The sequence below is a fragment of the Pseudomonas sp. KH_040 genome (assembly GCF_057839305.1).
The window spans coordinates 4252729-4270319 of the sequence record NZ_CM174487.1 but is presented as its reverse complement, the minus strand read 5'-3'; the positions used below and the strand labels follow the sequence as shown (position 1 = coordinate 4270319).

Genomic DNA, 17591 nt, shown 5'->3' with positions numbered 1-17591 from the left:
CAAATCCTCACTGAACCGCGACTGCAGGCGTGTTCCACAACACGACCGCAGCGGTCACCAGCAAATTGATCAGGGTCAGTGGCAGGCAGAATTTCCAGCTGAAATCCATCACCTGGTCATAACGCGGACGCGGGATGGAAGCGCGCAGCAGGATGAACAGCATGATGAAGAACGCGGTCTTCAGTGCGAACCAGACGAAGGCCAGTTGCGGCAGGATGCCGAACGGACCGTGCCAGCCACCGAAGAACAGGGTGACCAGCAGCGCCGAGATCAGGATGATGCCGATGTATTCACCGACGAAGAACATGCCCCATTTCATACCGGCGTATTCAATGTGGTAACCGTCGGCCAGTTCCTGTTCCGCTTCCGGCTGGTCGAACGGGTGACGGTGAGTCACGGCGACGCCAGCGATGAAGAAGGTACAGAAGCCGAAGAACTGCGGAATGATGAACCACAGGTTCTGCGCTTGGTACTCGACGATGTCGCGCATGTTGAACGAGCCGACCTGAACCACGATGCCCATCAGGGCCAGGCCCATGAACACTTCGTAGGACACGGTCTGCGCCGACGCACGCAAGCTGCCGAGCAGGGCGAACTTGTTGTTACTCGACCAACCGGCGAACAACACCGCGTAGACCGACAGACCGGCCATGGCGAAGAAGAACAGCAGGCCGATGTTCAGATCCGCGACGCCCCAGGTCGGGGTGATCGGGATAATCGCAAAGGCGATCAGCAAGGCCGACATCGCCACCACCGGTGCCAAAGTGAAGATCACTTTGTCGGCAAACGGCGGGGTCCAGTCTTCCTTGAAGAACATCTTCAGCATGTCGGCGGCGATCTGGAACATACCAAACGGGCCAACGCGGTTCGGACCGTAACGGTCCTGCCACCAGCCCAGCAGGCGACGTTCGACAAAGCTGAGCAACGCGCCCGCGACCACCACGGCCAGCAGAATCACGATGGCTTTGACGACCGAGAGGATCACATCGATCACTTCAGGGGTGAACCAGGTCATTGCGCTGCCTCCTGCAGACCGTCGACGGATACGCCGGCGAATGCCGGTGGAATGCCGGCGATGCCCGCAGGCAATGCCACCAGACCGGCGCCCAGTTCTTCATTGATGCGCAGCGGCAGACGCAGGGTCTGACCAGCCACGTTCAGGCTCAGCAGTGCACCGTCGTTGACGCCCAGACGATCCGCTTCGGACTTGGCCAGAGCAACGTACGGAGCCGGAATACGCTCTTGAACCGGCGCGGCTTTCGAAGAGTTTTCTTCGCTGCCGAACAGGTGGAAGAACGGCACGGCTTGCCAGGTGCCCGGCGCCGGGTTGAATGCGCGCGGTGCTGCAGCGAACCAGTTCAGCGAATCACCGGTGCTTTCGATCAGGCGGGTGCCCGGGTCGCCTGCACGGATGTGACCACCGACTTCGTCCTGGAACTTGTTCCACGCTTGTGGCGAGTTCCAGCCCGGCGACCATGCAAATGGTACCTGCTGACGCGGTTCGGCAGAGCCCGAGTAACCTTCCATGGAGAAGGCGAACGCGGTGTCTTTGTCTTGCGGGGTGCGCGGTTCGTGAACGCTGATGTCGGCGCGCATTGCGGTGCGACCGGAATAACGCAGCGGCTCACGCGCCAGTTTCAGACCCTTGATGCGGAATGCCGCCGAAGGTGCAGCGTCGACGATACGCGCCAGTTGCTCGGTGCTCGAAGCAACGGCAGCGGTGACGTGGTCGAGTTGCGTCCAGTCGATCGGCTGGTTCAGCAGGGTCGCGCGCAGGGCGTGCAGCCAGCGCCAGCCTTCGTGAACCAGGATGCTCGCATCCATGTATTGCGGGTCGAAAACCTGGAAGAAGCGCTGCGCGCGACCTTCCTGGCTGACCAGCGTACCGTCGCCTTCAGCGAAGCTTGCGGCTGGCAGAACCAAGTGCGCGCGGTCGCTGGTAGCCGTCTTCTGATGGTCAGCAACGATCACCACTTGCGCAGCGTTCAGTGCAGCATCGACTTTTTCTTTGGCGGTGCGGGTGTACAGATCGTTTTCCAGCACGACGATGGCGTCGGCCTTGCCATCGATCACAGCTTGCAGCGCCGCGTCGACCGATTCGCCACCGAGCATGGCCAGACCAAGGCTGTTGGCTTCCGGCACGATCAGGCTGATCGAACCGTTCTTCTCGCGCAGCTTCAGGGCTTTGGCGATGTTCGCGGCGGCTTCGATCAAGGCTTTGGAGCCCAGCGAAGTACCGGCGATGATCAGCGGACGTTTTGCAGCGAGCAGGGCGTCAGCGATGCGCTGAGCCAGTTCCAGTGCTTCAGCGTCCAGACCTTCAACGGCCGGGGCGCTGGCGTCCAGTGCGTGAGCAACGGCGAAACCGATGCGCGCCAGGTCATCCGGAGCAGCGTGTACGCATTCTTCAGCGATGTCGTCGAGCTTGGTTTCCGCCAGGCTGGCGATGAACAGCGGGTTCAGCGCGTGCTGACCGATGTTCTTCACCGCCGCGTCGAGCCAAGGCTGAACGCGCATGGCTTCGGCCATGTCTTCAGCTTTGCCTTTGACCGATTGACGCAGCGACAGCGCCACGCGGGCGGCGGTCTGGGTCAGGTCTTCACCGAGGACGAAAATCGCGTCGTGGTCTTCGATGTCGCGCATGTTCGGCACTGGCAGCGGGCTGTCTTTCAGCACTTGCAGGACCAGACGGATGCGCTCCAGTTCGGAGGCTTCGATACCCGAGTAGAAGTGCTCGGCGCCGACCAGTTCGCGCAACGCGTAGTTGCTTTCGAGGCTGGCGCGCGGCGAACCGATACCGACGATGTTGCGCCCGCGCAGCAGATCAGCAGCTTTATCCAGCGCAGCATCCAGACCGAGCTTGGTGCCGTCGGCCAGCAGTGGCTGACGAGGACGGTCGGTGCGGTTGACGTAGCCATAACCGAAACGGCCACGGTCGCACAGGAAGTACTGGTTCACCGAACCGTTGAAACGGTTTTCGATGCGACGCAGTTCGCCGTAACGCTCGCCCGGAGAGATGTTGCAACCGCTCGAGCAGCCATGGCAGATGCTCGGCGCGAACTGCATGTCCCATTTACGGTTGTAACGCTCGGAGTGAGTCTTGTCGGTGAACACACCGGTCGGGCAGACCTCGGTGAGGTTGCCGGAGAACTCGCTTTCGAGGGTGCCGTCTTCAACGCGACCGAAGTACACGTTGTCGTGGGCGCCGAACACACCGAGGTCGGTGCCGCCAGCGTAATCCTTGTAGAAACGCACGCAGCGGTAGCAAGCGATGCAGCGGTTCATTTCGTGGGAAATGAACGGGCCCAGTTGCTGGTTCTGGTGGGTGCGTTTGGTGAAGCGATAACGGCGCTCGTTGTGGCCGGTCATCACAGTCATGTCTTGCAGGTGGCAATGACCGCCTTCTTCGCACACAGGGCAGTCGTGCGGGTGGTTGGTCATCAGCCATTCGACAACACTGGCGCGGAACGCCTTGGATTCTTCATCGTCGATGGAGATCCAGGTGTTGTCGGTGGCCGGGGTCATGCAGGACATGACGATGCGACCACGGGTGTCGTTCTCGTCGGTGTACTGCTTGACCGCGCACTGGCGGCAAGCCCCGACGCTACCAAGCGCGGGGTGCCAGCAGAAATAAGGGATGTCGAGGCCCAGCGACAGACATGCCTGTAACAGGTTGTCTGCCCCGTCGACTTCGAGCGCTTTGCCGTCTACGTGGATAGTGGCCATGGTTCAAAGGTCTTCGTTGGCCCGGTGTCAGCGGGCGTGGCTAATGGAATCTTGTTATCCGTCCGAATCCAGTCAGCCCCGAAAGGCGTCATCGGACGAAAGGCGAAGGGCACGGACCCTTCGCCTTTTTAAGCGTTTACGCGCCGATTACGATCGGCCTTGCCAGAGGCGGGACGGCGGCGCTGACTGGCGCGATACCGGCTTCGAACTCTGGACGGAAGTATTTGATGGCACTGCCCAACGGCTCCACGGCACCCGGTGCATGAGCACAGAAGGTCTTGCCCGGGCCGAGGAAGTTGACCAGACCCAGCAGGGTCTCGATATCGCCCGGCTGACCGCGGCCTTGTTCGATGGCCATCAAGAGCTTGACGCTCCATGGCAAACCATCGCGGCACGGGGTGCAGAAACCGCACGACTCGCGAGCGAAGAACTGCTCCATGTTGCGCAGCAAGGAGACCATGTTGACGCTGTCGTCCACCGCCATGGCCAGGCCGGTACCCATACGGGTGCCTACTTTGGCGATGCCGCCGGCGTACATTTGTGCGTCGAGGTGTTCTGGCAGGAGGAAACCGGTACCGGCGCCACCTGGTTGCCAGGCCTTGAGCTTGAAGCCGTCGCGCATACCGCCGGCGTAGTCTTCGAACAACTCGCGACCGGTGACGCCGAATGGCAGCTCCCACAGGCCCGGATTCTTGACCTTGCCGGAGAAGCCCATGAGCTTGGTGCCCATGTCTTCGCTGCCTTCGCGCGCCAACGATTTGTACCAGTCAACGCCGTCGGCAATGATCGCCGGCACGTTGCACAGGGTTTCCACGTTGTTCACGCAGGTCGGCTTGCCCCACACGCCGACGGCGGCAGGGAAGGGCGGCTTGGAGCGCGGGTTGGCGCGGCGGCCTTCGAGGGAGTTGATCAGTGCGGTTTCTTCACCGCAGATATAACGCCCGGCGCCGGTGTGGACGAACAGCTCGAAATCAAAACCGCTGCCGAGAATGTTCTTGCCCAGCAGGCCCGCAGCCTTGGCTTCTTCCACGGCACGGTTGAGGTGCTTGGCGGCGGTGGTGTACTCGCCACGCAGGAAGATGTAGCCACGGTAGGTTTTCAGCGCGCGAGCACTGATCAGCATGCCTTCGATCAGCAGATGGGGCAGTTGCTCCATCAGCATGCGGTCTTTCCAGGTGTTCGGCTCCATTTCATCCGCGTTGCACAGCAGGTAGCGGATGTTGATGGATTCGTCTTTGGGCATCAGGCCCCACTTCACGCCCGTGGGGAAGCCTGCACCGCCGCGACCTTTCAAGCCTGCGTCTTTCACGGTCTGGACGATGGCGTCCTGATCCATGTCGGCGAAGGCTTTGCGCGCCGCAGCGTAACCGTTCTTGGCCTGGTATTCGTCGAGCCAAACGGCTTCGCCGTCGTCACGCAGACGCCAGGTCAGCGGGTGAGTCTCGGCCGAACGCTGAATGCGGTTGGCCGGGCCGAAAGATGTCAGGGTCATACGTAGCCCTCGAGCAGTTTGGCGACGCCAGCAGGCTGCACATCACCAAAGGTGTCGTCGTCGATCATCAGCGCCGGTGCCTTGTCGCAGTTGCCGAGGCAGCAGACCGGCAGCAGGGTGAAACGACCGTCGGTGGTGGTCTGACCCAGGCCGATGCCCAGATTGTTCTGGATTTCGCTGACCACCGACTCGTGGCCGCCGATGTAGCAGACCATGCTGTCGCAGACGCGAATGATGTGACGGCCAACCGGCTGACGGAAAATCTGGCTATAGAACGTCGCCACACCTTCAACGTCGCTGGCCGGGATGCCGAGGATCTCGCCGATCGCGTACAGGGCGCCATCCGGCACCCAGCCGCGTTCTTTCTGAACGATCTTCAGGGCTTCGATCGACGCCGCGCGCGGGTCTTCGTAGTGATGCAGCTCGTGCTCGATGGCCGAGCGCTCGGTTTCACTGAGGGTGAAACGGTCTGTCTGGATAAGCGTGCTGTTCATGCTTAGCGGTCCACGTCGGCCATAACGAAATCGATACTACCCAGGTACGCAATCATGTCCGCGACCATGCTGCCTTTGATCACCGAAGGGATCTGTTGCAGATGCGGGAAGCTTGGAGTGCGGATCCGGGTACGGTAGCTCATGGTGCCGCCGTCGCTCGTCAGGTAATAACTGTTGATGCCCTTGGTCGCTTCGATCATCTGGAAGGATTCGTTGGCCGGCATCACCGGGCCCCACGAAACTTGCAGGAAGTGCGTGATCAAGGTTTCGATGTGCTGCAGCGTGCGCTCTTTCGGCGGCGGCGTGGTCAGCGGGTGATCCGCCTTGTACGGGCCTTCCGGCATGTTGCGCATGCACTGGTCGATGATCTTGATGCTCTGGCGCATTTCTTCGACGCGAACCATGCAGCGGTCGTAGGCATCGCCGTTGGCAGCCAGCGGTACTTCGAACTCGAAGTTCTCGTAGCCGGAGTAAGGACGCGCCTTACGCAGGTCGAAATCGCAACCGGTCGAACGCAGGCCAGCACCGGTGACACCCCATTCCAGGGCTTCTTTGGTGTTGTACTGGGCGACGCCGATGGTACGACCCTTGAGGATGCTGTTCTGCAGGGCAGCCTTGGTGTATTCGTCGAGGCGTTTTGGCAGCCATTCAACGAAGTCTTTCACCAGTTTTTCCCAGCCGCGCGGCAGGTCGTGGGCAACACCACCGATGCGGTACCAGGCCGGGTGCAGACGGAAACCGGTAATGGCTTCAATCACCGTGTACGCCTTCTGGCGGTCGGTGAAAGTGAAGAACACCGGGGTCATCGCACCGACGTCCTGGATGTAAGTCCCGAGGAACAGCAGGTGGCTGGTGATCCGGAAGAACTCGGCCATCATGATGCGGATGACGTCGACCTTCTCAGGCACTTTGATGCCGGCCAGCTTCTCGACCGAGAGCACGTACGGCAGGTTGTTCATCACGCCGCCGAGGTAGTCGATACGGTCGGTGTACGGAATGAAGCTGTGCCACGACTGACGCTCGGCCATCTTCTCGGCACCACGGTGGTGGTAACCGATGTCCGGCACGCAGTCGACGATCTCTTCACCGTCCAGTTGCAGAATGATGCGGAACGCACCGTGCGCCGAAGGGTGGTTCGGGCCGAGGTTGAGGAACATGTAGTCCTCGTTCGGGCCGGAGCGCTTCATGCCCCAGTCTTCAGGACGGAAACGCGCGGCTTCTTCCTCAAGCTGTTGCTTGGCGAGGTTGAGGCTGTACGGATCGAATTCGGTGGCGCGCGCCGGGAAGTCCTTGCGCAGCGGGTGACCTTCCCAGGTCGGCGGCATCATGATGCGCGACAGGTGCGGGTGACCTTTGAAGTCGATACCGAACATGTCCCAGACTTCACGCTCGTACCAGTTGGCGTTCGGCCAGATGCTGGTGACGGTCGGCAAGCTGAGGTCGCTCTCGGACAAGGCGACCTTGATCATCACGTCACTATTACGCTCCAGCGACATGAGGTGATAGAACACGGTGAACTCAGCGTCACTCGGCAGCCCTTGACGCTTGGTGCGCAGACGCTCGTCCACGCCGTGCAGGTCATAGAGCATGACGTACGGCTTGGGCAGGTTGCGCAGGAAAGTCAGGACTTCAACGAGCCTGGCGCGCGCGACCCACAGTACCGGCATGCCGGTACGGGTCGACTGAGCGGTGAACGCTTCGGCGCCAAAACGGTTGTTCAATTCAACGACCACATCCTGGTCGTCTGCCTTATAAGGCGGGATGTACAGAGCACTGCCTGTAGTCATGGTTATTTTTTCGCTTTCGGTCAACGTAAAGAATGAAGCCAGCTTCTCGTTTCTTTTGTAAGAACAGATCTGGATCAGACTTCGTCAGGGCTGCGCAGGTTGGTGACTGCGATTCGCTGTTCGCGGCGCTCTTCTTTTTGCGAAGGCATGTCGGCGCGATAAACGCCTTGATCGCCAACGACCCAGGAAAGCGGACGACGCTCCTTGCCGATCGATTCCTGCAGCAGCATCAAGCCTTGCAGAAATGCTTCCGGACGAGGAGGGCAGCCAGGTACGTAGACGTCCACGGGCAGGAACTTGTCCACCCCTTGAACCACAGAGTAGATGTCGTACATGCCACCGGAGTTAGCGCACGAACCCATGGAGATAACCCATTTCGGCTCGAGCATCTGCTCGTAGAGACGCTGGATGATCGGCGCCATCTTGATGAAGCAGGTACCGGCGATAACCATGAAGTCGGCCTGACGCGGCGATGCCCGGATCACTTCGGCGCCAAAGCGCGCGATGTCGTGGGGCGCCGTGAAGGCGGTGGTCATTTCCACGTAGCAGCACGACAAGCCGAAGTTGTACGGCCACAGGGAGTTCTTACGTCCCCAGTTGACCGCGCCACTCAGCACGTCTTCCAGCTTGCCCATGAAAATGTTTTTGTGAACTTGATCTTCTAACGGATCGGAAACGGTTTCCCGTTCGCCAATCGGATATTGCTCGTTAGGAGCATCGGGGTCGATTCTGGTGAGATTGTATTGCATTGCCAAAGCCTCATTGTTTCAGCTTCGCCTGCCGCTTGCGACGAGCTTCCGGAGCCCAGTCAAGGGCGCCCACTCGGAACAGGTAGACAAGACCTGCCAACAGAATTGCTATGAAAACGAGAGCTTCGACGAATCCGGTCCAGCCGCTTTCGCGGACGGACACAGACCATGCAAAGAGAAAGAGGGCTTCGATATCGAAGATCACGAAGAGCATCGCGACCAGATAGAATTTGGCTGAGAGCCGCAAGCGGGCGCCACCGGTAGGTAGCATGCCGGACTCGAACGGTTCGTTTTTGCTGCGACCCCAGGCTTTTGACCCAAGGAGGCTGGAGACGCCAAGCATGAAGGCACACAGGCCGACGACACCCAGAAGGAAAATGGCAAAGCCCCAGTTGTGGGCCATGAGTCCTGTCGCTTCGGGCATGCTGGTAATCCTTAACAGAGAGCAAAGGTCTCTGAGCTTGATAAAGAAATAGGCAGTGACGATATGTCGCAGCAATCAATCGCGCTGATTTTATGGCTAAACACCCTGCAAGTAAAATTCCTATAGCGAAATTATTTATTGGAATAAGGACATAGCGCATCTCCAATGCCCTGCAGCCCATGCGTTGCGGGCATTAGGCGGGTTTATGCAAATAATGTTTTGTAGGGAATGTAACGAACATAGTTGTGGCTAAATGATAATTGATATCGTTTGCAGGGGTTTTGTAACTGTTTAACGGGATGTCAGTTGGGAAGTTGTCTTACTTGCACGTTACTGCAAGTAGCGACGGCGCCCGTTTTAGCGGATTTTTCTGACGGATGTACCGCGCTGGATCAATGTTCTCTCCGAACGCCACCGATCCCTGTAGGAGTTGCCGAAGGCTGCGATCTTTTGATCCTGCTTTTGATTCTGAAAAAACAAAGTCAAAAGATCGCAGCCTTCGGCAGCTCCTACAGGGGAGGGTATGTTTTCCGGGGGCAAAAAAAACGCCCCGAACCAGTCGGGGCGTCAGTTTTGCGGCTCTGCGGTTAGCTTTCTATACGATCCGCAGAGGCCGTTTGCTCAGGCGAAGCAGATCAGTGGAACTGTTCTTCTTCGGTCGAACCGGTCAGTGCGGTTACCGAGGACGAGCCACCTTGAATCACGGTGGTCATGTCGTCGAAGTAGCCGGTGCCCACTTCCTGCTGGTGAGCCACGAAGGTGTAACCCTTGGCGGCGTCAGCGAATTCCTGCTCTTGCAGTTTCACGTAGGCAGTCATGTCGTTGCGGGCGTAGTCGTGCGCCAGGTTGAACATGCTGTGCCACATGTTGTGAATGCCGGCCAGGGTGATGAACTGGTGCTTGTAACCCATTGCGGACAATTCGCGCTGGAACTTGGCTATGGTCGCGTCGTCCAGGTTTTTCTTCCAGTTGAAGGAAGGCGAGCAGTTGTACGACAGCAGTTGGTCCGGGTATTCCTTTTTGATCGCTTCGGCGAAGCGACGAGCCTCGTCCAGATCCGGCTTGGCGGTTTCGCACCAGATCAGGTCGGCGTATGGAGCGTAAGCCAGGCCACGAGCGATGGCTTGATCGAGGCCGGCACGGACCTTGTAGAAACCTTCCTGAGTGCGCTCGCCAGTCACGAACGGCTGGTCGTACGGGTCGCAATCGGAGGTCAGCAGGTCAGCAGCGTTGGCGTCGGTACGGGCCAGGATGATGGTCGGGGTGCCGGCAACGTCAGCAGCCAGACGCGCAGCGGTCAGCTTCTGTACGGCTTCCTGAGTCGGAACCAGTACTTTGCCGCCCATGTGACCACACTTCTTCACGGAAGCCAGTTGGTCTTCGAAGTGAACGCCGGCGGCGCCTGCTTCGATCATGCTCTTCATCAGCTCGTAGGCGTTCAGCACGCCGCCGAAACCGGCTTCAGCGTCAGCCACGATCGGTGCGAAGTAGTCGATGTAGCCATCGTCGCCCGGGTTCTTGCCGGCTTTCCACTGGATCTGGTCAGCGCGACGGAACGAGTTGTTGATGCGCTTGACCACGGTTGGAACCGAATCCACCGGGTACAGCGACTGGTCCGGGTACATGGATTCTGCGGAGTTGTTGTCCGCAGCCACTTGCCAGCCCGACAGGTAGATTGCCTGGATACCGGCTTTAACCTGTTGAACAGCCTGGCCGCCGGTCAGGGCGCCCATGCAGTTGACGAAATCTTTCTCAGGACGGAAGGACGGCTTGGCACCCTGGGTGACCAGGTTCCACAGCTTGTCGGCGCCCATTTTTGCAAAGGTGTGCTCAGGTTGAACCGAGCCACGCAGACGGACGACGTCAGCAGCGGAGTAAGTGCGTGTCACGCCTTTCCAGCGCGGGTTTTCAGCCCAGTCTTTTTCGAGGGCTGCAATTTGCTGTTCGCGTGTCAGTGCCATGGAGATAAACCTCGTCGCGTCTTTATGAAAAGTTGTTCTGCGGTGGAAAATTCCTGCGCTCGCTGACCAGAAGCTTAGGTGGTCAAGTCGGATTCGGCGGGGTAGGCGACGGGATGAACGATGGGCTCGAGGGGAAGTGAGCAGGTAGTGGCGGACTGCGGGCGCATTCGGGCGTCGTGGGCCTTTATACGGTCTACAGTGTGAAGCCGGGTTACCTAAATACGCTTCCGTCCCTCGGGACAACTTCGTTCCAGTCGGCAACCTCGTCAAACACACCTTGTGGGCGGTACAGACACGAAGCGGTTCGCGGGGTAGGTGCGAACGTCGCTTCGAAGGCCCTTGCCAGGGCCTCTGATTAGCGGGAGCGAGGCCATCATGCCTTCGCTTTTTTACCCCGTCAAACGTTTTGTAGTGCTTTTTTTGAAGCACTACATCTTTCGTCTAATACGACTAATCAGTCAGTTTTCGGTGCTTTAGTCCAAGGCGTCGACTTTCACCCGCAAGGTCATGTCATCCCGGCCTTGAGTCGAGTAGCTGCGGGTCAGGCCCTGTTTGTCGGCCTGGGTCTGGCGATTGACGCCGGCAAGGGTGATCCATTCGCCGAGACGTCCGCTGACAGTTGTGTCGGTGCTTTGCACGTTCACTACATCGGGACGTTCCTGGCTCATACGGTCACGGTTGGTACTGATCGCCAGGTGAACGATGTCGCCGGTGACGCTGGCGGTGACATAGAAACCCTGGGTGACGTTGCGGTATTGGGTTTGGCTGTTGTAACCGCCGTAGGAATCGCTCTGAACATTGGTGATCGGCACGCTCTGGCCAACCTGAATCAGCGCCGGCATGCCATCGGTGGCCTGCACCTGCTGGACGCCGCCTTCGCGGCTGGTGGTGCTGCGGCTGATGATACGGGTCTGATTCGGCTGGGCGCCGTTGACCGCATAGCCTTCATCGCCACGGCCATTGTTTTCATTAGTGTCGACGGTGATCAGCAAGCGCTTGGGCGCAGTGTCCAGTTGGCTGATCAGCGCCTTGAGTTCCTGAATCTTGTCCGGCTCGGCCTTGATGATCAGTTGGTTGCCGTAGGCGCTGACCTGACCGTCCTTGCCGAGGAAGTCTTGCGCCATCGGCAGCATGTCGGTGCTGGTGCGGTAATTGAGAGGCACGATTTCTGTGGCTGCCATCACCGAAAAACTGCAACCGAGCAGCAGGGTGGTGAGCAGGGTGCGTAGGGACATGTCCGTTATCTCCGCTTTCGAAAGGCTTGATATTGCCAGTTTGTCGGCCTGGGGTGGGGCAAGTTGAATCGTAGACAGCAAAACGCCCCGGCATCGGCGGATGTCGGGGCGTTTTGTGGTGTTCTTGCGGGCGCCATCGCGAGCAGGCTCACTCCTACAGGGAATCGCATTTCAATTGTAGGAGTGAGCCTGCTCGCGATCGCCGCGCCGCGGTCTTAAGCCGAATGGCGAACCATATCGACATGCGGAATCCCGGCTTCGAGGAATTCCTCGCTGACCAGGCTGAAACCCAAGCGCTCATAGAACGCCGTGGCTTGAACCTGAGCACTGAGCATCTGCTGCTTCAACCCACGTTCTTCAGCTTCAGCAATGACCGCTTGCATCAGCGCATCACCGACCTTCATCCCGCGCCAGTCTTTCAGCACCGAAACGCGGCCAATGTGCCCGTCGGGCAACAAGCGCGCAGTGCCAATCGGAAAGTCGCCTTCAAACGCCAGAAAATGTACGGCGGTCGCGTCATCCGCGTCCCATTCCAGCTCAGGTGGCACCGATTGCTCGGCGATGAACACCGTTTCACGAATGCGCCGGATCTCGGCGATGTCCTTCTGCCAGTCTGCGACACGAACGCGAATCTTATTCATCGGCGAACCCCAGGCTCCCTTGCTTGACCAACTGGCACAGCAGGCCGCAGGCGTCTTCGTCGTTCAGCCACTCACCGAGGTTGTCGGTGTGCAGGGCGTCAGCGGCGCAGATCAGCTTCAGCAGTTCGCGCAGCTTGCCCGGCAGGTAACGGCTCTGACCGCTGGCGAACAGCAGCAGGTCGTCATCGACCTCCGACCAGGCCAGGCGCGCACTCGGGTTGCGGATCAGGATGGCGCCATCCTGCAGGGCGGCGAGGAAGTCTTCTTCTTCGATTTCTTCCGGGCCAGCCACCAGCTCCGGATAACGCGGCTCGGTCATGTACTGGCCGAACCAGGTCAGCAGCAGGCGCTCGTCGCTCATGTGCTCGGCGAGCAGCGCTTTCAGGCGATCCAGTGCGTCGTGTTGAATCTGGTGCGGATCGGCTGCTGGCTGTGCGTCGGCATCGGTGTAGCGCTCTTCGTCAGTCAGGAACTGGCTGAGGAAGTCGGTGAAGTGAGTCAGCACTTCGGAAGCGCTTGGCGCACGGAAACCGACCGAGTAGGTCATGCAGTTGTCGACCGCGACACCGCAGTGAGCCAGACGCGGCGGCAGGTAGAGCATGTCGCCCGGTTCCAGTACCCACTCTTCGGTCTCGTGGAATTCAGCGAGGATGCGCAGGTCCGCGTGTTGCAGCAGCGGGCTCTCGGAATCGCACATCTGGCCGATTTTCCAGTTGCGCTTGCCGTGGCCTTGCAGCAGGAACACGTCGTAGTTGTCGAAGTGCGGACCAACGCTGCCACCCGGAGCGGCGAAGCTGATCATCACGTCGTCGACGCGCCAGCTCGGCAGGAAACGGAAGTTTTCCAGCAGCTCGCTGACTTCCGGCACGAATTGGTCGACCGCTTGCACCAGCAAGGTCCACTCTTTTTCCGGCAATTTGCTGAACTCGTCTTCAGCGAACGGGCCGCGACGCAGTTCCCATGGACGCTCGCCGTGCTCGATCACCAGGCGCGATTCGACTTCTTCTTCCAGGGCCAGGCCGGCCAGTTCGTCGGCGTCGATCGGGCTTTCGAAGTCAGGAATCGCCTGACGGATCAGCAGCGGCTTTTTCTGCCAGTAGTCGCGCAGGAATTCGCGTGCAGTGAGGCCGCCCAGAAGTTGAAGAGGAATATCGGAATTCATATGTAACCTATTGAAAAAAAGCACTTTTCAGACGGGAATAAAAACGCCCGGCGCGGCCGGGCGTCTCAAACGGATCAAGCGGTCGATCAGATGCGTTTGGCTTGCGCTACAGCGTTGCCGATGTAGTTGGCCGGGGTCAGTTGCTTGAGCTCGGCTTTCGCTTCGGCAGGCATGTCCAGACCATCGATGAAAGTCTGCAACGCTTCCGGGCTGATGCCCTTGCCGCGGGTCAGTTCTTTCAGCTTCTCGTACGGGTTTTCGATGTTGTAGCGGCGCATCACGGTCTGGATCGGCTCAGCCAACACTTCCCAGCAAGCGTCGAGGTCAGCGGCAATCTTCTGCTCGTTGAGCTCCAGTTTGCTGATGCCTTTGAGGCTGGCTTCGTAGGCGATCACGCTGTGGGCGAAGCCGACACCGAGGTTGCGCAGTACGGTGGAGTCGGTCAGGTCGCGCTGCCAGCGGGAGATCGGCAGTTTGCTCGCCAGGTGCTGGAACAGCGCGTTGGCGATGCCCAGGTTGCCTTCGGAGTTTTCGAAGTCGATCGGGTTGACCTTGTGCGGCATGGTCGACGAACCGATTTCGCCAGCGATGGTGCGCTGCTTGAAATAACCCAGGGAAATATAGCCCCAGATGTCACGGTCGAAGTCGATCAGGATGGTGTTGAAGCGCGCGATCGCGTCGAACAGTTCGGCGATGTAGTCGTGCGGTTCGATCTGCGTGGTGTACGGGTTGAAGCCCAGGCCCAGCTCGTCTTCGATGAAGGCGCGGGCGTTGGCTTCCCAGTCGATCTGCGGATAGGCCGACAGGTGTGCGTTGTAGTTGCCGACGGCGCCGTTGATTTTGCCCAGCAGCGGCACGGCAGCGACTTGAGCGATCTGACGCTCGAGACGGTAAACCACGTTCGCCAGCTCTTTACCCAAAGTCGTCGGGGAGGCTGGTTGGCCGTGGGTGCGCGACAGCATCGGCACGTCAGCGAAACGGATGGCCAGTTCGCGGATGGCGTTGGCGGTCTGGCGCATCAGCGGCAGCATCACGTCGTCACGGCCTTCGCGCAGCATCAGGGCGTGGGACAGGTTGTTGATGTCTTCGCTGGTGCAGGCAAAGTGGATGAACTCGCTGACCTTGGCCAGCTCCGGCAACTTGGCCGCCTGCTCTTTGAGCAGGTATTCGATCGCTTTGACGTCGTGGTTGGTGGTGCGCTCGATCTCTTTGACGCGCTCGGCGTGCTCCAGCGAGAAGTTTTCAGCCAGTTCATTGAGAACGGCGTTGGCCTCGGCGGAGAAGGCTGGCACTTCAGGGATACCCGCGTGGGCGGCCAGGCGCTGGAGCCAGCGCACTTCAACCAGAACACGGGCACGGATCAAACCGTACTCGCTGAAAATCGGGCGCAGGGCCTGGGTTTTGCCGGCGTAGCGGCCGTCAACAGGGGAAACCGCAGTGAGCGAAGAAAGCTGCATGGGGTGTTCTCGGACAGTCGGGCAACGAAATGGGGCGCGTATCATACATGAAAAAATCCGCCGGTCCGTTGCCAACTGACCGGCGTATTACGCGTTACAGACTACAAAGCTTTTATTGCGCGGCGTTTTACTCGCTGCGCATCAACGGATACAGCTCTTTGAGCAGCTTGCGTCGGCTGATCACCAACTGCCAGCGATGGCCGCCGAGCTGCCGCCATAGACGTGCCGAACGGATACCGGCAAGGAGCAGGGCGCGGATTTTCGAGGCATTGCTCGGCTGCTGCAGGTTGCGCATGTCGCCGTGCACCTGAATACGTTGGCGCAGGGTGCTCAGGGTGTCCTGATACAGCGCGCCGCAAGCCGCGACCACGTTTTCGTGGGCCGGGCCGAAATGCTCGACCTGCGACTGGATCTGCGGCAAGCGCTTGCCGATGGTGTCGAGCATGTCGTCGCGCTTGGCCAGTTGACGTTCCAGGCCGAGCATCGACAGGGCGTAGCGCAATGGCTCGCGTTGCAGCGTGCTTGGGTCGCGTTCCAGTGCACCGATCAGCGCTCGATAGCCTTCGCGCAGATTGAGGTCATCGCCGCCGTAGACGTCCAGCGTGTCTTTCGGGTCGCGCACCAACAGGCTGCCGAGCATGCAGGTCAGGCCGGCCTCGCTGGTCTGCCCGGTCTTGGCGATCCGGTCGACCAGTACGGCGGCGAGAAACACACCGCCGAGCGCCGTCAGTTGCTCCTGAGTCGGGCTCATGCCTGGCCGCTCCACGGTTCGGCCACTTCGATCACGCCGCCACCGAGGCAGATTTCACCGTCATAGAACACCACGGATTGGCCCGGCGTCACCGCGCGTTGCGGCTCGTCGAACACAGCGCGGTAGCCGCTGGCGGTTTTTTCCAAAGTGCAGGCCTGGTCGCTCTGGCGATAACGCACTTTCGCGGTCAGGCGCAGCGGCTGGCTCAGGTCGATCGGGTTGACCCAATAGATTTCCGAAGCGAGCAGGGCGCTGGAGAACAGCCATGGATGGTTGTTGCCCTGGCCGACGATCAGCTCGTTGCTGTCGAGATCCTTGCGCAGCACGTACCACGGCTCATCGCCGGCGTCTTTCAAACCGCCGATGCCGAGGCCCTGGCGCTGACCGATGGTGTGGTACATCAAGCCGTGGTGACGGCCAATGACTTCACCTTCGGTGGTTTTAATTTCGCCCGGTTGCGCCGGCAGGTATTGCTTGAGGAAGTCGCTGAAACGCCGCTCGCCGATAAAGCAGATCCCGGTGGAATCCTTCTTCTTGGCGGTCGCCAGCTCGTACTTCTCGGCAATTGCGCGCACTTCCGGCTTTTCCAGTTCGCCGACCGGGAACAGGGTCTTGGCAATCTGTTCGCCGCCAACGGCGTGCAGGAAATAGCTCTGATCCTTGTTCGGATCGAGGCCTTTGAGCAGTTCGGTGCGGCCATCCATGTCGCGGCGGCGCACGTAGTGGCCGGTGGCAATCAGGTCGGCGCCGAGCATCATGGCGTAGTCGAGGAACGCCTTGAACTTGATCTCGCGGTTACACAGGATGTCCGGGTTCGGCGTACGGCCGGCCTTGTATTCGGCCAGGAAGTGCTCGAACACGTTGTCCCAGTATTCAGCAGCGAAGTTGGCGGTGTGCAGCTTGATGCCGATCTTGTCGCAGACAGCCTGAGCATCCGCCAGGTCGTCCATGGCGGTGCAGTATTCCGTTCCGTCGTCTTCTTCCCAGTTCTTCATGAACAGGCCTTCCACTTCATAACCCTGCTCGATCAGCAGGAGAGCGGAAACGGAAGAGTCCACGCCGCCGGACATGCCGACAATGACGCGCTTCTTGGATGTGTCAGAAGGGGCTGGATCACGCATAGGGATTCAATGAGTGTCTTGAAAAAGGACGCGATTCTAGCAGGCTCGCGGCCTCAAGGCTAAAGAGAAGGGCGGATCAGTTCGAGGCTGAAGTGATGGCCGGCCAGATAATCGTCGATGCAGCGGATGATCAGCTCGCTGCGCCAGTTGTCGCGCTGAGCAATTAATTCGTCGCGGGTCAGCCACTTGGCGCCGACGATACCGTCGTCGAGTTGGTAATCGGGGTGGTGTTGCACGGCTTTGGCGCTGAAGCACACGCGCTGGTAGGTCACGCCATTGCTCGGTGCGGTGTACAGGTAAATGCCGATCACGCCGGTGGGCTCGACGTCCCAGCCGGTTTCTTCGAGGGTCTCGCGCACGGCGGCATCAATCAGGGTTTCGTCCGGATCGAGATGGCCGGCGGGCTGGTTGAGTACGTTTCGCCCGGCCTTGTGTTCTTCAACCATCAGGAAGCGACCGTTATCCTCGACGATGGTGGCGACGGTGATGTGGGGGAGCCATTCCATACGGTGTCCTCGTTTTTGAATATTGGAACCCGATCCCTGTGGGAGCTGGCTTGCCAGCGATGGCGGCCTATCATTCAGCATTGAA

The 17591-nt window shown here is 59.7% G+C and carries 15 protein-coding genes; all 15 read right to left on the bottom strand.

The annotated features are described in order from the left end of the window. Positions 1–7: 7 nt before the first annotated feature. Positions 8–1015, bottom strand: coding sequence for an NADH-quinone oxidoreductase subunit NuoH (nuoH, locus tag AC3IUF_RS18985; protein WP_007920179.1), 1008 nt, complete (start codon positions 1013–1015; stop codon positions 8–10). Next, complete coding sequence (gene nuoG, locus AC3IUF_RS18980) at positions 1012–3726, bottom strand: NADH-quinone oxidoreductase subunit NuoG (RefSeq protein WP_095118220.1); 2715 nt, start codon at positions 3724–3726, stop codon at positions 1012–1014. The genes nuoH and nuoG overlap by 4 nt, the downstream gene beginning before the upstream one ends. A gap of 136 nt (positions 3727–3862) precedes the next feature. Beyond that, complete coding sequence (gene nuoF / locus AC3IUF_RS18975; protein ID WP_007920184.1) at positions 3863–5218, bottom strand: NADH-quinone oxidoreductase subunit NuoF; 1356 nt, start codon at positions 5216–5218, stop codon at positions 3863–3865. Continuing rightward, positions 5215–5712, bottom strand: a complete 498-nt coding sequence (gene nuoE / locus AC3IUF_RS18970) for an NADH-quinone oxidoreductase subunit NuoE (protein ID WP_007920186.1) — start codon at positions 5710–5712, stop codon at positions 5215–5217. Before nuoE ends, nuoF begins: the two co-directional genes overlap by 4 nt. A gap of 2 nt (positions 5713–5714) precedes the next feature. Continuing rightward, positions 5715–7499, bottom strand: a complete 1785-nt coding sequence (gene nuoC, locus AC3IUF_RS18965) for an NADH-quinone oxidoreductase subunit C/D (RefSeq protein ID WP_007920189.1) — start codon at positions 7497–7499, stop codon at positions 5715–5717. Positions 7500–7573: 74 nt separating this feature from the next. Continuing rightward, positions 7574–8248: a NuoB/complex I 20 kDa subunit family protein gene (locus tag AC3IUF_RS18960; RefSeq protein WP_007920192.1), complete on the bottom strand. Its 675-nt coding sequence runs from the start codon at positions 8246–8248 to the stop codon at positions 7574–7576. Positions 8249–8258: 10 nt separating this feature from the next. Beyond that, complete coding sequence (locus tag AC3IUF_RS18955; protein ID WP_003223812.1) at positions 8259–8672, bottom strand: NADH-quinone oxidoreductase subunit A; 414 nt, start codon at positions 8670–8672, stop codon at positions 8259–8261. A gap of 635 nt (positions 8673–9307) precedes the next feature. After that, complete coding sequence (aceA, locus tag AC3IUF_RS18950) at positions 9308–10633, bottom strand: isocitrate lyase (protein ID WP_007920195.1); 1326 nt, start codon at positions 10631–10633, stop codon at positions 9308–9310. Between the two features lie 473 nt (positions 10634–11106). Further along, on the bottom strand, positions 11107–11868 hold the full coding sequence (locus AC3IUF_RS18945) for a secretin N-terminal domain-containing protein (protein ID WP_489278974.1): 762 nt from the start codon (positions 11866–11868) through the stop codon (positions 11107–11109). A gap of 215 nt (positions 11869–12083) precedes the next feature. After that, on the bottom strand, positions 12084–12509 hold the full coding sequence (locus tag AC3IUF_RS18940) for a GNAT family N-acetyltransferase (protein ID WP_034155132.1): 426 nt from the start codon (positions 12507–12509) through the stop codon (positions 12084–12086). Beyond that, entirely contained in the window at positions 12502–13671 is a 1170-nt protein-coding gene (locus tag AC3IUF_RS18935) for a ribosomal protein uL16 3-hydroxylase (protein ID WP_007920198.1), read from the bottom strand. Before AC3IUF_RS18935 ends, AC3IUF_RS18940 begins: the two co-directional genes overlap by 8 nt. 86 nt (positions 13672–13757) lie before the next feature. Beyond that, a complete protein-coding gene (purB, locus tag AC3IUF_RS18930) occupies positions 13758–15128 on the bottom strand; it encodes an adenylosuccinate lyase (RefSeq protein WP_003223822.1) in 1371 nt (456 codons plus the stop codon). Between the two features lie 127 nt (positions 15129–15255). Beyond that, on the bottom strand, positions 15256–15879 hold the full coding sequence (hflD, locus tag AC3IUF_RS18925; RefSeq protein ID WP_007920199.1) for a high frequency lysogenization protein HflD: 624 nt from the start codon (positions 15877–15879) through the stop codon (positions 15256–15258). Next, on the bottom strand, positions 15876–17000 hold the full coding sequence (gene mnmA, locus AC3IUF_RS18920; protein ID WP_489278973.1) for a tRNA 2-thiouridine(34) synthase MnmA: 1125 nt from the start codon (positions 16998–17000) through the stop codon (positions 15876–15878). The genes hflD and mnmA overlap by 4 nt, the downstream gene beginning before the upstream one ends. Positions 17001–17059: 59 nt before the next feature. Then, positions 17060–17506 (bottom strand): NUDIX hydrolase, encoded by a 447-nt coding sequence (locus AC3IUF_RS18915; protein ID WP_095048072.1) that lies wholly within the window; start codon positions 17504–17506, stop codon positions 17060–17062. Between the last annotated feature and the right edge of the window lie 85 nt (positions 17507–17591).

Bases quoted from the DNA above. Each gene is read 5' to 3' on its own strand.
- AC3IUF_RS18955 (WP_003223812.1), bottom strand. From the start codon at position 8,672: ATGCCCGAAGCGACAGGACTCATGGCCCACAACTGGGGCTTTGCCATT.
- nuoF (WP_007920184.1), bottom strand. From the start codon at position 5,218: ATGACCCTGACATCTTTCGGCCCGGCCAACCGCATTCAGCGTTCGGCC.
- mnmA (WP_489278973.1), bottom strand. From the start codon at position 17,000: ATGCGTGATCCAGCCCCTTCTGACACATCCAAGAAGCGCGTCATTGTC.
- AC3IUF_RS18940 (WP_034155132.1), bottom strand. From the start codon at position 12,509: ATGAATAAGATTCGCGTTCGTGTCGCAGACTGGCAGAAGGACATCGCC.
- nuoH (WP_007920179.1), bottom strand. From the start codon at position 1,015: ATGACCTGGTTCACCCCTGAAGTGATCGATGTGATCCTCTCGGTCGTC.
- nuoE (WP_007920186.1), bottom strand. From the start codon at position 5,712: ATGAACAGCACGCTTATCCAGACAGACCGTTTCACCCTCAGTGAAACC.
- AC3IUF_RS18945 (WP_489278974.1), bottom strand. From the start codon at position 11,868: ATGTCCCTACGCACCCTGCTCACCACCCTGCTGCTCGGTTGCAGTTTT.
- nuoG (WP_095118220.1), bottom strand. From the start codon at position 3,726: ATGGCCACTATCCACGTAGACGGCAAAGCGCTCGAAGTCGACGGGGCA.
- nuoC (WP_007920189.1), bottom strand. From the start codon at position 7,499: ATGACTACAGGCAGTGCTCTGTACATCCCGCCTTATAAGGCAGACGAC.
- hflD (WP_007920199.1), bottom strand. From the start codon at position 15,879: ATGAGCCCGACTCAGGAGCAACTGACGGCGCTCGGCGGTGTGTTTCTC.
- AC3IUF_RS18960 (WP_007920192.1), bottom strand. From the start codon at position 8,248: ATGCAATACAATCTCACCAGAATCGACCCCGATGCTCCTAACGAGCAA.
- AC3IUF_RS18915 (WP_095048072.1), bottom strand. From the start codon at position 17,506: ATGGAATGGCTCCCCCACATCACCGTCGCCACCATCGTCGAGGATAAC.
- AC3IUF_RS18935 (WP_007920198.1), bottom strand. From the start codon at position 13,671: ATGAATTCCGATATTCCTCTTCAACTTCTGGGCGGCCTCACTGCACGC.
- aceA (WP_007920195.1), bottom strand. From the start codon at position 10,633: ATGGCACTGACACGCGAACAGCAAATTGCAGCCCTCGAAAAAGACTGG.
- purB (WP_003223822.1), bottom strand. From the start codon at position 15,128: ATGCAGCTTTCTTCGCTCACTGCGGTTTCCCCTGTTGACGGCCGCTAC.